General features: G+C 66.9%; 16 protein-coding genes. 9 read left to right on the top strand and 7 right to left on the bottom strand.

What is annotated here, in order from left to right; all coding sequences use genetic code 11:
• Positions 1 to 76: 76 nt before the first annotated feature.
• Positions 77 to 1,150, bottom strand: a complete 1,074-nt coding sequence (locus tag U5919_RS14965; protein WP_336025291.1) for an anthranilate phosphoribosyltransferase — start codon at positions 1,148 to 1,150, stop codon at positions 77 to 79.
• A 151-nt stretch (positions 1,151 to 1,301) separates the two neighbouring features.
• Between U5919_RS14965 and ahbB the strand changes: the two genes are divergently transcribed.
• Positions 1,302 to 2,369 (top strand): siroheme decarboxylase subunit beta, encoded by a 1,068-nt coding sequence (ahbB, locus tag U5919_RS14960; protein ID WP_336025288.1) that lies wholly within the window; start codon positions 1,302 to 1,304, stop codon positions 2,367 to 2,369.
• Positions 2,370 to 2,423: 54 nt separating this feature from the next.
• Here the strand turns inward: ahbB and U5919_RS14955 are convergent, their stop codons facing one another.
• From U5919_RS14955 to U5919_RS14945, 3 genes are all read right to left on the bottom strand, one after another.
• Positions 2,424 to 2,774 (bottom strand): DUF5802 family protein, encoded by a 351-nt coding sequence (locus tag U5919_RS14955; RefSeq protein ID WP_336025286.1) that lies wholly within the window; start codon positions 2,772 to 2,774, stop codon positions 2,424 to 2,426.
• Between the two features lie 110 nt (positions 2,775 to 2,884).
• The gene (locus tag U5919_RS14950; protein ID WP_425604231.1) at positions 2,885 to 3,223 is read right to left on the bottom strand and encodes a DUF7977 family protein; all 339 of its coding nucleotides are present in this window, start codon (positions 3,221 to 3,223) and stop codon (positions 2,885 to 2,887) included.
• The gene (locus U5919_RS14945) at positions 3,210 to 4,268 is read right to left on the bottom strand and encodes a zinc-binding dehydrogenase (protein WP_336025281.1); all 1,059 of its coding nucleotides are present in this window, start codon (positions 4,266 to 4,268) and stop codon (positions 3,210 to 3,212) included. Before U5919_RS14945 ends, U5919_RS14950 begins: the two co-directional genes overlap by 14 nt.
• Positions 4,269 to 4,442: 174 nt before the next feature.
• Between U5919_RS14945 and dnaJ the strand changes: the two genes are divergently transcribed.
• Positions 4,443 to 5,639: a molecular chaperone DnaJ gene (gene dnaJ / locus U5919_RS14940; protein ID WP_336025278.1), complete on the top strand. Its 1,197-nt coding sequence runs from the start codon at positions 4,443 to 4,445 to the stop codon at positions 5,637 to 5,639.
• 227 nt (positions 5,640 to 5,866) lie between these two features.
• Here dnaJ and U5919_RS14935 read toward each other — a convergent pair whose 3' ends face one another.
• Positions 5,867 to 6,250, bottom strand: coding sequence for a cupin domain-containing protein (locus U5919_RS14935; RefSeq protein WP_336025276.1), 384 nt, complete (start codon positions 6,248 to 6,250; stop codon positions 5,867 to 5,869).
• Positions 6,251 to 6,362: 112 nt separating this feature from the next.
• Here U5919_RS14935 and U5919_RS14930 point away from each other — a divergent pair, with 112 nt between their 5' ends.
• The 5 genes from U5919_RS14930 (at position 6,363) to U5919_RS14910 (ending at position 8,765) form a co-directional block, all read left to right on the top strand.
• Positions 6,363 to 6,680 (top strand): cupin domain-containing protein, encoded by a 318-nt coding sequence (locus U5919_RS14930; RefSeq protein ID WP_336025274.1) that lies wholly within the window; start codon positions 6,363 to 6,365, stop codon positions 6,678 to 6,680.
• 54 nt (positions 6,681 to 6,734) lie between these two features.
• On the top strand, positions 6,735 to 7,505 hold the full coding sequence (locus U5919_RS14925) for an acetyl-CoA synthetase (protein ID WP_336025271.1): 771 nt from the start codon (positions 6,735 to 6,737) through the stop codon (positions 7,503 to 7,505).
• Between the two features lie 25 nt (positions 7,506 to 7,530).
• Positions 7,531 to 7,731 carry a hypothetical protein gene (locus U5919_RS14920; protein ID WP_336025270.1) on the top strand — a complete coding sequence of 67 codons (201 nt, stop codon included), beginning with the start codon at positions 7,531 to 7,533 and terminating at the stop codon, positions 7,729 to 7,731.
• A 61-nt stretch (positions 7,732 to 7,792) separates the two neighbouring features.
• The gene (locus tag U5919_RS14915; protein WP_336025269.1) at positions 7,793 to 8,239 is read left to right on the top strand and encodes a DUF2240 family protein; all 447 of its coding nucleotides are present in this window, start codon (positions 7,793 to 7,795) and stop codon (positions 8,237 to 8,239) included.
• Between the two features lie 94 nt (positions 8,240 to 8,333).
• Positions 8,334 to 8,765 (top strand): DUF7993 family protein, encoded by a 432-nt coding sequence (locus tag U5919_RS14910; RefSeq protein WP_336025267.1) that lies wholly within the window; start codon positions 8,334 to 8,336, stop codon positions 8,763 to 8,765.
• 39 nt (positions 8,766 to 8,804) lie between these two features.
• Here the strand turns inward: U5919_RS14910 and U5919_RS14905 are convergent, their stop codons facing one another.
• Positions 8,805 to 9,464, bottom strand: coding sequence for an HAD family hydrolase (locus U5919_RS14905; RefSeq protein WP_336025266.1), 660 nt, complete (start codon positions 9,462 to 9,464; stop codon positions 8,805 to 8,807).
• Positions 9,465 to 9,523: 59 nt separating this feature from the next.
• Here U5919_RS14905 and U5919_RS14900 point away from each other — a divergent pair, with 59 nt between their 5' ends.
• On the top strand, positions 9,524 to 10,825 hold the full coding sequence (locus U5919_RS14900) for a DNA double-strand break repair nuclease NurA (protein WP_336025264.1): 1,302 nt from the start codon (positions 9,524 to 9,526) through the stop codon (positions 10,823 to 10,825).
• 11 nt (positions 10,826 to 10,836) lie between these two features.
• Here U5919_RS14900 and U5919_RS14895 read toward each other — a convergent pair whose 3' ends face one another.
• Positions 10,837 to 11,184, bottom strand: coding sequence for a DUF7113 family protein (locus tag U5919_RS14895; RefSeq protein ID WP_336025263.1), 348 nt, complete (start codon positions 11,182 to 11,184; stop codon positions 10,837 to 10,839).
• A 119-nt stretch (positions 11,185 to 11,303) separates the two neighbouring features.
• Here U5919_RS14895 and U5919_RS14890 point away from each other — a divergent pair, with 119 nt between their 5' ends.
• A complete protein-coding gene (locus U5919_RS14890; RefSeq protein ID WP_336025261.1) occupies positions 11,304 to 13,298 on the top strand; it encodes a helicase HerA domain-containing protein in 1,995 nt (664 codons plus the stop codon).
• Positions 13,299 to 13,341: the final 43 nt, after the last annotated feature.

Here is a 13,341-nt window from a genome sequence, read left to right as displayed (position 1 = left end):
AAAACGTCTGTCGGCAGTTACGACGCGTGTCGGATCGGGACGCCCATCTGGTCGCTTGAGACGCTTATCGAGGAGATTAGAATTCCCGAAGGTCGTCGAGCACGGCCTCGGCCGCGCCCGACGCGATGCTCTCGCGGGCCATCTCCAGCCCCTCGTCGATGGACTCGGCGTCTTCTCGGGCGTAGATTCGGAAGGCGGCGTTGAGCGCGACCGCGTCTGCGAAGTGGTCGTCGCGCTCGCCCGCGACGATTTCCTCGGTCAGACGAGCGGAGTCGCCGGCGACGTCGTCGGGGTCGACTTCCAGATCCTCGTACTCGAAGTCCATCCCGTACTCGGGCGTCTCGATCTCGTAATCGGTGAACTCGCCGTCGGTCCACTCACCGACCTTCGTGTAGCCCGGTCTGATGTCGTCGTAGCCCTCCATCCCTTGGAACATCACGACGCGGTGGGGGCTTTGAGTCTCCATCTTTTCGAACGTGTCGGTGATCTTCTTCGCGAACGCGAGGTGGTAGAAGGAGCCGAGGTGGACGTCGGCCTTCGCGGGGTTGGCGATCGTCTCGACGGTGTTGACGAAGGTGCGGACGCCCATCTGGTCGCGGCGGTCCCACAGCGCGTGCATCAGCGGGGCGAACTCCGGCTGGTAGTAGAAGCCGAACCCGGTCTCGTCGACCATCTCCGCGCTCTCGACGGGAACGAGTTCGGTTCGGACTCCCAGTTCGTCGAGGACGTGCTTGTAGGCGTCCTGCTTCTGCGTGGGAACGCGGTCGCCCGAGTGGACGACGACCGGCGTGCCCGCGCCCGCCGCGACGATTCCCGCCGCCGCACCCAATATCGCGGTGTCGCCCTTGCCGTCGTAGTTCGCGCCGCAGTCGACGGGGTCTGCGTCGGGCTCGGCGTAGACGACGTCCTCGGCGATGACGTCCGCGTAGGCGGCGAGTTCTTCGGCGTTGTTGTGCTTCCAGCGATTCGCCAGCCAGAAGGCTCCGAGCGTCGTGTGATCGGGCTCACCTGCGAGGATGCGCTCCATCGCGTCTGTCGCCTGTTCGCGCGTCATATCCTCGGCGGATTTGACGCCCGTTCCGACGACTTCGGTCATCAGTCGTTTCAACGGCCACTCCCCGAATTCGGCGGTTTCCGGCGCTTGCGCCATATGGACATAGGTACGGATGGGACCGTCAAAAGTGGTCCGTTCGGTTCCCGATTTGCGGAAGCGGCGGGCGCGTCTCCGGCGGGTCCGTGCCGGAGACGAGGTTCGAATCGAGGCCGAAATACGTAGGTTCGTCCGGACCAACGTCGAGGTAATGCGCGCACTGGAGGACGACTGGCGGGGCGGCCTCGACGAGATCGATGCCGCTCTCGTCGACGAGTATCAGAGCGGTTTTCCCGTCGTCGAGCGGCCGTTTCGCGTCGTCGGCGACGCCCTCGGAATAAGCGAAGACGAGGCGCTCGAGCGGGTTCGTCGGCTCCGCGAACGCGGGATTTTCCGGCGATTCGGCGCGGTATTGAACCCGCCCGTTATCGGCAGTTCGACGCTTGCGGCCCTCTCTGCCCCGGCGGACCGCTTCGACGACGTGGCGGCGGTCGTCAACAGCTACCGGCAGGTGAACCACAACTACCGCCGCGACCACGAGTGGAATATGTGGTTCGTCGTCACCGCGGCGTCGAGGGAGAAGCGAGACGCGATCCTCGACGAGATCGAAGAGCGGACGGGATGTGAGGTACTGAACCTCCCGATGCTCACCGACTACTACATCGACCTCGAATTTCCCGTCGTCAACGACGACGCCTTCGCCCGCGAGAGCCTCGCCGCGACGGACGCGTCGGCGACGCGGATCTCCGAAGAGGCCGTCGGCGACCTGAGCGAGTTGGAGGCGAACCTGCTCGTCGCGATCCAAGACGGCTTTCCCCTCTCTGCGACGCCGTACCGCGACGTCGCGGCGGCAGTCGGTGCCGACGACGCCTCGGCAGCGACCGTCGACGACGTGATCGCGGCCGTCGAGCGGTTGCTCGCCGACGGTTGCATCAAGCGGATCGGCTGCGTCGTCAACCACGTCGTGACCGGCTTCGACGCGAACTGTATGGTCGTCTGGGACGTCCCCGACGACGAGCTCGATGAGCGCGGCCGGACGGCCGGCGAACTCCCCTACGTCACGCTGTGTTATCACCGCCCGCGACGCCCCGAGCAGGAGTGGCCGTACAACCTCTTCACGATGATCCACGGCCGCGAGGGCGACGCCGTCGACGCGAAGATCGACGAGATCGCCGACGAGTACCTCCCGTTCGAGCACGAGCGGCTCTACTCCACGGAGACGCTGAAGCAGACCGGCGCGCGCTACGACGAGCTCGTGAGCGCCGACGCGAGTGAGTGACCGCTAGCCGTTGTCGGACGCCCACGAGGTGATTCCCGCCACGGTGTGGACGGATCACGCCACAGCGTCGTCGTCACCGAAGCGATAGCCCGAGTACCGGAGGAGCTCCGCGGCGCGGTCGGACTTCGCCAACAACACGTCGCGCTCGGCGGGGAGGTCGTCGTCGGTGGCAGATTCGGGGACTGCGAGCGTACCCGAGGGGACGCCGTCGTCGCCGAGAACCGGGATGTGGCCGGTGTCGAGTTTCATCACGAGCGGCGCGTCGGTACGGAAGAGTCCCTCGTCGCCGTAGAGGCGCGCGTTGACGCGCTCGTGGTCCGCCTGCTGAATCGCGGGGACGTCCCGATCGGCCGGTTCGACGTAGAGCCGTCCGAGGTAGTAGCCCGTGGAGAACGTTTCGAACATCTGTGCGAGATAATCTCACACATTGTCGGTGATAAGTCTTTCCGGCAAGGTTCAAATCGAAGCGCAATTAGTGGGATCGAATCGCGGGGCGAAATCCGAACACCACTCGCTCACTCCTCGCCGTGCGTCGCCACGGTCATCGCCCAGACCGCGGTGAGACCCAGTGCGGCCGCCGGGAGCAGCGGGAGCACGAGGAGAGAGACGATGTACGGGATCCCGATCGCCGAGAGGACACCCGGTCGGACGTAGATGACGCCCGGAATAACCAGCGTACAGAGCACGAGCACGCCGACGAGGACCCATCCGCGAGCCCCGAAGCCGTCGGTGGACGCGTCCTCCGCGTCGCTGGCCGCCTCCGAACCGCGCGCGCCGCTGTCGATGGCGGCTCCGGCGCTCGCGTCGCCGTCGCCCGGGCGGTGAACGTATCCGGTGTCGTCAGAGCTCACTATCCGGAATTACGACCACTTTACCAAAGCCCTCACGGTTCTCGATGATCTCGTGGGCGCGCGCCGTCTCGCTCATCGGCAGCGTCTCCCGGATCCGCGGCTCGAAGACGCCGTCCCAGACGAGTTCGAGGACCTCCTCGGCCTGCTCGGGCGTCGCCATCGTCGAACCGATGACCTCCAACTGATTGAAGAAGATCCGGTTCAACGCGGCGCCGGGGTTCGGTCCCGAGGTCGCCCCGCAGGTGACGAATCGGCCTCCCTTTCGGAGACACTTCAGCGAGTCCCCGTACGTGGCTTCGCCGACGTGATCGACCACGACGTCGATGCCGCGGCCGTCGGTCAGCTCGTAGATCGCGTCCGCGAAGTCTTCGACCTCGTAGTCGATGCCGTGGTCCGCGCCACAGTCGGCAGCGTAGTCGAGTTTCTCCGCCGACGACGCGGTCGCGTACACCTCGCAGCCGGCGTAGTCGGCGATCTGCACCGCCGCGTGACCGACGCCGCCCGACGCGCCGTGGACCAGCACGCGCTCGCCCGCCCGAACCTCGGCGCGGTAGATCAGCATCCGCCACGCCGTCTGAAACACCAGCGATGCCGATCCGGCGACCTCCCACGGGACGTGCTCGGGGACCCGAACGAGGTTCTCCGCGGGAACGGAAGCGTACTCCGAGTGGACGCCGCGGGTGTTTTCGCCGATGATCCGGAAGTCCGGCGCGAACGTCGGGTCGTCGTGACGCTCCGCGTCGGCACCGTCGCCGGTTCCGCCACTCTCCCCGACGATTCCCGCGAGCAGCGCCACGCGGTCGCCGGGCGAGACGCGCGTTACGTCCTCGCCGACCTGCTGCACGACGCCGGCCATATCGCTTCCGGGGACGTGCGGAAACGGCAGATCGAGGCCGGGCAGCCCTCGGCGCGTCCACACGTCGAGGTGGTTCAACGCGCCGGCTTTCACGTCGACGAGCGCCTCGTGGCGGGCGACCTCCGGGTCGGGGAAATCACTGTACTCTATGACGTCGCGGCCGCCGTGCGCTCTGAACTGGACGGCTTTCATACCGGTCTCTCAGTCGGCGAGTACAAAAGCGCGGGGGCGGGGACGGCGGCCGTCTCTTCGCTCTCCTCCGGGCGTCTCCGCTACCATCTCTGTCTGTTCGGGCTCTCCGCGACTCTCCGACGCCTCCGACCCGTTCCGTTGAAGTAGCTCAACCGTTTACGACTCCGACAACGAATGAGCGAGGACTTCTACGACGTCCTCGGCGTCTCCCGCGACGCCAGCGAGGACGAGATCAAAACGGCCTACCGAAAGAAGGCCGCCGAGTATCACCCCGATGTCTCCGACGCGGCCGACGCCGAGGAGCAGTTCAAGAAGATCAAGAAGGCCAAGGAGGTCCTCACCGACGACGAGAAGCGCCAGATGTACGACCAACTGGGTCACGAGCGCTTCGAGGAGGCCGAAAAGCGCGGCGGTGTGGGCGGCGGCGGAGGCGGCCGCGGACAGGGCAACCCCTTCGGTGGGATGGGTGGGATGGGCGGGATGGGCGGGATGGGCGGCGGTGGCCAGGGAAGCCCCTTCGAGGACATCTTCAGCCAGTTCTTCGGCGGTGGCGGTCAGGGCGGCGGCCGAGGGCGAAACCGCCCGCGACAGGGTCAAAACATTCGAACGCAGGTCACGCTCGACCTCGAAGAGGTGTACGAGGGCGTCGAAAAGCAGTTCACGATCACGCGCCCCGAAGAGTGCTCGGAGTGCGACGGCCGCGGCCACCCTGCCGACGCGGACGTCAACACCTGTCCGGAGTGTAACGGCCAAGGGCAGACGACGACCGTCCGCGACACGCCGCTCGGTCGCGTTCAGCAGACGCAGACGTGTCGGCGCTGCGAGGGAACGGGAGAGACCTACAGCGAGACGTGTTCGGTCTGCGGCGGCGACGGCATCACCCGCGAAGAGGCGGCGCTCACCGTCGACATCCCGGCGGGCATCCGCAGCGGACAGACGCTCCGGATGGAGCGCGAGGGCGCGCCCGGCGAGAACGGCGGCCCGAAAGGCGACCTCCTCATCGACGTCGACGTCCGCGACCACGACGACTTCGAGCGCGACGGCGACGACCTCTACCACCGGCATCCGATCTCGTTCCCGAAGGCCGTCTTCGGCGCGACCGTCGAGATTCCGACCGTCGACGGCACGACGGACCTAGAAATTCCCGCGGGAACCCAAAGCGGCGAGGAGTTCCGCATCCGCGGCGAGGGGATGCCACACCTCCGCGGGCGGGGGTACGGCGACCTCTACGTCCACGTGCAGGTCGTCACGCCCGAAGAGCTCAACGACGAGCAGAAGGAGGCGCTCGAAGCGTTCGCCGAAGCCGGCGGCGAGGAAGTCGAGATCAACGAGGGCTTCTTCGAGAAGATCAAGAACTCCCACCTTTTTTAATCGAGGTCGAGGCGCCGACGAAGTCGGCGCTCGACCCCGGTGAAAAAACCTGGAGGGAAAAAGCCGCTCGCTCGGCCTGCGGCCTCGCTCGCGGTACGAGTGCTATCGTACCGTAACAGCATCGGAGACAGCGTCGCGTTTGTCGCTGCTCATAGGGAGTCGTAAATCCTCATAGAACTCTCACCACCCGCATAGCGAGAATCTATGGACAGTTACGATAATCCCTATCACTCCTCGTCGACGACGTACGAACCGAAATCGTCGACCGTCCCGACCGGGGGCGCGCCGAACGCCAGCCAGACGTGGGTCTCGTCGTCGGTGCGGTTCAGCAGGTTTCGGGTCGTATCGGGGTGAACGCGCACGACGCCGCCCTCCGACACCTCGTGAACGTCGCCTTCGATAGCGATTTGCGCGTCGGTCATCGCGACGAACACCTCCTCCTGCCCATCGTGGGTGTGCGGCGTGGTCACCTCCCCGGGATCGACGATCACCTGATTCACCCTGAGTTCGGTAGCTCCGAGAGAGTCTGTCAGTTTCCGCACCGACGTCTCACAGGTGTTGAACTGCTCTTTCGGTACGTCGTCGGGGTCGACGACACTGAAATCCGCCATATTTGGTGCAGGCCGACGGTGCGTAATTACTCCTTCGCCTGCGTTCCTTTGACGCTCGACGCGTTCTCCGTCTCCCACAGTTTAACGTGACGTTCGGTCGTATCGTCGTGCGATGTCGTACACCAAAGCCAGTGTCGGCGAAGGCGACGAAAAGGCTCCCGGGATGCATTTCCTCCGCGAGACGCTCGACTGCGAGAACCTCGGGTTCACCGTCCTCGACGCCGAAGCGGGTTGGAGCGGGATGGAGCACGACCACGCCGAGGACGACCACGAGGAAGTGTACTACCTCGTCGAGGGCACCGCGGCGATCGAGGTCGACGGCACCAAAGTCCAACTGGACGCCGGCGAGGCCGTCCGAGTCGCACCGGATGCGACGCGAACGCTCAGCGCCTCGGAATCCAGCACGTTCGTCATCGTCGGCGCGCCCTGACCGGTTCCGAACACAGTCGATGCCGTTTTTCCGTGTCGACGTCGACTGACACGTATGAACGGCGATTCCGACTTCGACCCCGACGCTGGTTCGGCGTCCGACATCGGTTCAGCGTCCGACGCCGATTCAGCCCCCGGTTCTCCGAGCGACTATCCCCCGCCGTGCAGCGAACCGGAGACCGTGGCGGACCTCGTCGCTCGTGACCGTCGAGCGTCGGGTACCGCGCTGCGCGCGCACGGCCCCGGCCGATCCCACAGCTATCGCGAGTTCGTCACGACCTCGTATAAGGCCGGCAACGTGCTCCGATATCTCGGCATCCGCGTGGGCGAGGAGGTGCTCGTCGTCCCGACGTCGCTTCCCGAACCGGTGCTCGCGTTCTTCGGCGCGGCCCAGTTGGGCGCGGTGACCCGCTTTTCCGACGAAATCGACGGGTCACCCCCGCGGGTCGTCGTCGCGCCCGCCGAGCGCGAAGACGAGTTCGACCTCCCACCGGGTCATCGCCTCGTCGTCTACGGCGACCGACCCGAGTCGGCGACAACGACCCACTGGGAGACGGAGGTGTGGAGCGAGAACCCCGCCGTCCACCCAGTTGATGTCGACGGCTCGGACCCGCTACTCGCCGCTGAGGGCGGCGAGATCACACACGCGGAAGCGCTTTCGAGGGCTTCGGGCGTCGTCGACGATTCGGGGCTCGGCCCCGGCGTCGAAGGCGTCGTTCGGGGATCGCTCTCGGAGTCAGAGGCCGTCGTCTCCGGACTGCTCGCACCGATTCTCGCCGGGGGAACCGTCGTGTTCCCCGAGGAGAGAAGTGACAACAACACCTAATATTTGAGCCGACCAACACCAGTGTATGGTCCTCAAAGTACTCGCGCTCGTAGTCGGTGTCCTCGAACTGCTCGTCCCCCGACAGTTGGTCGATTTCTGGATGAACCTCGCGTCGGCCGACGACGACGTCGAGCTCAGGTCGTGGGTGTACACCGCCGCCCGCATCGAGGGCGTCGTGCTCGTTCTGTGGGCGCTGAAGGGCTGCTGTTCTCGATCCGACGAGTAGTCGAACTCTCCCCCCGACCGAAACCGGGGACTCCTTGTGTGGCGACTTCCCTGTTGCCCGTATGAGCTTGGAGGTCACTGTCGCCGTCCCGTTCAAACAGCAGGGGACGACGCGCCTCGGCGAAGGGGAGTTCGTCGTCGCGCTCTCGCTCGACCGGAGTTGGTTCTCGCCGGACCAAGCCAAGCGGCTCATCGATGTAGCGACCGGTCGCGGCCTCCTCATCCGCGAGGACGGTGACGTCGTCGCGCAGTTCGACCCGCCCGCGGTGACCGTTCCGGACGAATACGAACCCGACCAGTCGATCCTCCGCGAACAGTCCGCCTTCGAGCGCATCCTCGACGCGCTCGTCGCCGCCGGCTGCGACAAACAGGAGGCCGTCGCCGACGTGAACGAACGCCAGCGACGCCTCGGGATCTCGGTCGAGGCGGCCGCGGCGCTGTACGCCCGCGAACAGGACGTCGACGTCGGCGAGGCGGTCCGGCGCGCGAAAGCGACGTTCGAGCAGTAGTCGGAGACGGTCGGAGACGGTCGGAGACGATCAGCGGTTCGGCTCCCGCGACGCGAACGGAGCGCTCTTTTCGTCGCGTCTCGACGGGACAGATATGGTCGAGGAGCGACTGACGGACGGCCGCCGAATCGCGCAGTTTCTCGCCTCGGAGGTGACGGGCCACGAGGACGACCTCGGGTCGCTCGTCGTGACCGACGCCGACGCCGACGTCGAACCGACGCCCGACGGCGCGTTCGCGTACGCGATCGAGCGGCGGCCGGCGGGCGGACGGAGAACGGCCGACGAACAGCGAAGTGACGAGGGGAGCACAGAACGCGTCGCGTCGGTGTACGTCCAGCCCGACCGCGTCCGAGTCGAGTTCGAGCGAGCCGTCGACGCCGTCGCCGACGCCGCCGACGAGGCGGGGCTCCGCGTCCGTCCGAAAGCGGTCGAGCCGCCGCGAACGCTCGTGTTCGTCGAGGACGGCGCGCAGGTGAAATGGCTGTTATCCGCGCTCGGGACGGTCGCGACGGCGGTCGAGGAGTGAGCGCCGTGACGCGTTACAGCTCCGCGACGCGAATTTCGGTTACAGCTCCGCGAGAACCTCGGGCAGTCGACGCACTAACTCCTCGCGTCGGATGTGGGCGGCGGCCCGTGGCGACGGATCGGGGCCGCCGTCGTAGAGGACTTGGATCGGAATCAGCCCCGCGTCGGCCGCGCCCGCGATGTCGGCGTCGACGTCGTCGCCGACGTAGACGGTCTCGTCGGCCTCGCTCCCGAGCGCGTCGAGCAGCGCCTCGAAGGCGCGTACGTCCGGCTTTCCGGCGTCGAGTTCGCCCGTCACCAGCGCCGCGTCGAACGCGTCGGCCCATCCGAGCGTCGACAGTTTGTCGCGCTGGGCGACCCGCGGCCCGTTCGTGAGAAGGCCGACGCGGTACTCCTCGCGAAGCCGCTGCAGCATCGACTCGACGCCCGAAACCGGGACGAGCGCGTCGGCGATCTCCCGACGGTACGCGGTCGCGAGGGTCTCGGGGTCCGCGTCGGTGTCGCGCTCGTTCAGCAGCGCGGCGAAGATCGGCGTTCGCGTCTCGCTGGTGAGGTTGCGCGCGTGGGATTCCAAGTACTCCTCGCGCGTCAGCGGCGGCGCGTCCGCGCGCTCGGTCGCATCCGCGAGAATTGACGTCCGGTCCCGCGTCGATACGGCGAGCGTCTCGTCGAGGTCGAACCCGACCGCAGTGATCGTCACGGGCGGAAAGAGGGTCCCGGGACGTATGACTTTTCTCGTCGGGCCGCAACGCCCTGAACGTGACACTGGATCCCGTCCACGTCGACAGTATCGCCGATTTGGCGGCCTACCTCGCGCGACACGTGGACGACGCGGACCACGTCGACGTCGCCGCGCAGATCTGGGAGCACTTTCTCGATCCGCTGTACGGCTCCGACGGCCGCGTCGTTCTCGAACCAGTCGACGAACGGCGTCTCCGCGCGGCCAACGCCGAGGACGTCGCACTCGCGACGCCCCCGTTCGAGACGGTCCACGGACTGGATTCGGGGACGATCAACCCCACGACGTTCAAGAACGGCCTCGTGTTGGACGTCGCACAGGCCGCGATGGCCGCCGTTCCGTCGGATCTCGACCTGCACCGCCACCGGAGCATCGTCGCGGCGACGCACGTCACCGACGGGACCGTCCCGATCGACGAGCCGTGGCGCAAGCGCGACGAGGGCTACTGTCGATGGCGTGTGTTGCAGGTGCCGCGGGTCAACCGCTACGCGGAGGGCATCGTCCACGCCCTCGCGCTGTACCTCGCAGAGAGCGCGCACGCGCTCGAACACGCCGAGAAAGTGTCCGACCTGCTCGTGCTCGACGGGCCGCTGTACCCCGTCGAACTGCTCAACTGGCGCGAGCGCGACGCGGAGCTCCGCGAGTTGGCCGAGGAACTGAAGCCTCGCTCGATCGTCGAGAACTACATCCGCCTCGTGGAGTCGTTCGTCGAACGCGACGTGCCGCTCTGCGGGTTCGTCAAGAACCCCGCCTCCAAGCGGATCGTCGGCACGCTCCGCGACGGCGACGTCGACTTCGACGTCCCGTGGACGGACGACGCGGCGTTCTTCACGCGACTGTTGGAGCGCCCGGATCCGAACGAGCCGTCGAACGACGCGGACGGATCGACCGGTCGAGGCGCGGTTCGCGGCCCGGAGGGCCGACAGACCGACCACGTGACGTTCACGAACTGGTTCGTCTCCCGCGGCGGCGTCGACGCCACGGTCGCCGCCGACGGCGACGCCTACGGGATCGACCGACGGCTGGATCCCGAGTGCTACGAGAAGTGCTTCTTCGCCGTCTACGAACCGCGCACTGACGTCCTCTACCGCGTCGAAGCGCCGTACGCGTTCGCCCGCGATCCGGAGGTCCGCGAGGCGCTCACCCGGCAGTTCGTCGGCGAGGTGGCCGCGAACCGCGGCCCGCCCGAAGCCGTCGCGAAGGCCGACGAGCTCGCGCGGATCAGCGCCAGAGAGAAGTCCTCGCTCCGCCGGAAGTTCGCGGAGACGCTCGAAACCGACGAGGTGAAGCGCTACGACGAGGTTCGGTGGGGCGTCGACTGATGTAGACGAAATTACGAATGCTCCGCGCCCGGCTCCTCTTTGATCACCTCGATCCGGACGTCCGACTCGGGGACCCCGACCCGGGCGAACTGCGTGCGGACGTGGGCTTTCGCCGCCTCGACCGCCCGATCGCGCGTCTCGAACCCCCGCGGCATCGGCGACTCGAAGGCGACGCGGATCGTCTCGCCGTCGATCGTCGTCTCCGAACCGCCGCTCTCGACCTCGTAGAACTCGTCGCAGACCCACACGTACGGCGCGTCCTCGTCGGGCGCGCCCTTGTAGGAGGGCGCACGCTCGCCGCGCTCGAAAACCGTCCCGGTCAGCGTGGTCCCTCCGGCATGGCCGCGCACTAAGAGCATACGGTTCTTTCGCGCCAGAGGGGCAAAAGGGCGTGGCAGACGAACGGCTGACAGAGAGAAGAGAAAGCGACTCACCGGGCGGAGTGTTTTAGTCGTCGCCGCCGCAGAGAGGAGACGTAATGGATCTCGGGGATTTCGAGCCCGGCGGCGAAGATCGATCGTCCGGGGGGAGACGCGGCGAAGACCGGCCCTCCGGGGGAAGCGACAGCGAGGATCGATCCGCTGGAGGGAGCGGTGGCGAAGACCGATCCGCTGGAGGGAGCGGTGGCGAAGACCGGTCCTCTGGAGGGAGCGACGGCGAACAGTCAGCGGCGGACTCCTCGGCCGGAACGCGCGAAGACGTCGCCTTCGAACCCTACGACGTCGACCCCGCGGGCGAGGACCGCGGGCTCGGCGCGATCGCGGTCTCACAGGGGCTCCGCGTCGCCGAGGACGGCGACGACACGACGCTGCGTGCGTACGTGACGAGCGACAACCGCGACGCCGTGCGCTTGGGCAAGTACCTGCTCGTCCCCTACCCGGACGACGAGCTGCTCTTTTCGCGGATCACCGCGCTCGAATACGCCCAAGAGTTCCAGACCGACGACGCGACCGAGATCCACGCCCGCCGAGCGATGCGACGCGACGGGTTCGAAGAGCGCGATTACAAGTTCGTCGCGTCGCTCGCGCCGCTCGCGGTGCTCTTCGAGGACGAGAGCGCAGACGCGGGGAGTCGCGCCGGAAGCGAGGCGGGCGACGGGGCGGGCGACGCTGGCGACGCGGACGATTTGAAGCGCCGGATGGTCGACCGCGTCCCGAAACCCGGCGCAGTCGTCGCCGAAGCGACCGATCCCGAGCAGATAAAGACCGGGCTCGCGATCCCCTCGGCGGGGATCTTTCTCGGGCATCTCTCCGTCGGCGGCGAGAAGGTCCGCACCGCGGCGCAGCCGCCAACGATCGATTACCGGCTCCGAGACGACTACGACGACGGCGACCCGCTGGTGTTCCGCCACACGCTCGTCGCCGGCGGCACCGGGTCGGGCAAGACGCACGCGACGAAGAACGTTCTTCGGCAGTTGCTGGCCGAGGACCGCACCTACGAGATGGACGACGGGCGATCGGCCAGACTGGCGGTCGTCCAGTTCGACCCGCAGGACGAGTACGCCCAGATGCACGACGACAACCCCGCGATGGACGACTCGACAGCCCGACGCTACGAGCGAGAGAAGATCGTCCACGGCGGTCACGACGACACGATCGCACTCGTGCCGAAGGAAGACGGCGTCCCCTACGGCGGCGACAACCACCGCGCCGAGCAGTTGGCGTTCACGATCCCCTTCTCGATGGCGCGGGACCGGCCGTGGCTCGTCGCGGGTAGTAGCCTCAACGAGAATCAGTACCCCGCGCTCGTCCAACTGCTGAACAGGTTCTTCCGCGAGTACGGCGACAGCGGCACGTACGCGGAGTTCCTGACGTTCCTCGATGACCCCGCGCTGAAGGAGGAACTCGACGAGTCGGGACGGGTTCACGAGGCGACGTTCGACGCGGTGAAGCGCCGCGTGCACGGCGTCCCCGACGGCGTCTTCGATCAGTCCGCGCGACCGATCACGGAGCTGGATCACCAGCTCGTCCGCCCCGGCGGCCTGACCGTGATCCCGACGTACCATCTCTCGACGAGCCGCGCGAAGGAGATGTTCGTCCTCGCGGTGTCGAGTCTGCTGATCGACGACAAGCTCTCGAACGCGCCCGACTCCGAGCGGATCAAGGAGACGCCCCTGCTCTTGGGAATGGACGAGGCGCACAACTTCCTCGCGGACGCCGACAACGTCCAAGCGCGGAAGGTCATCTCGAAGTTCACCGAGGCGGCCAAGCAGGGGCGAAAAGAGCGGTTGGGGCTGTTCTTGGTCACCCAAGACCCACAGGACGTCGCCGAATCGGTGTTCAAGCAGATCAACACCCGCTTGGTGCTCAACCTCGGCGACGAGGACGCGATCAAGAGCGTCAACATCCCGCCCGAGTTGGAGGACAAGGTGCCGTATATGGAGAAGGGGCAGCTCGTCGTCTACTCGCCCGACAACTCCGAGCCGGTCGAGCTCGTCGGCCTGCCGGTCTGTCTGACCCGTCACGGGGAGTGAGAGCGGACAACGCTCCGCACGCCCGCGGTTTCGACCCTGTTTT

The sequence above is a fragment of the Halobellus sp. LT62 genome (genome assembly GCF_037031285.1).
Lineage (GTDB): Archaea > Halobacteriota > Halobacteria > Halobacteriales > Haloferacaceae > Haloquadratum > Haloquadratum salinisoli.
Note: the sequence above shows the minus strand (reverse complement) of the source record. Positions and strands in the feature narration are given on the sequence as shown.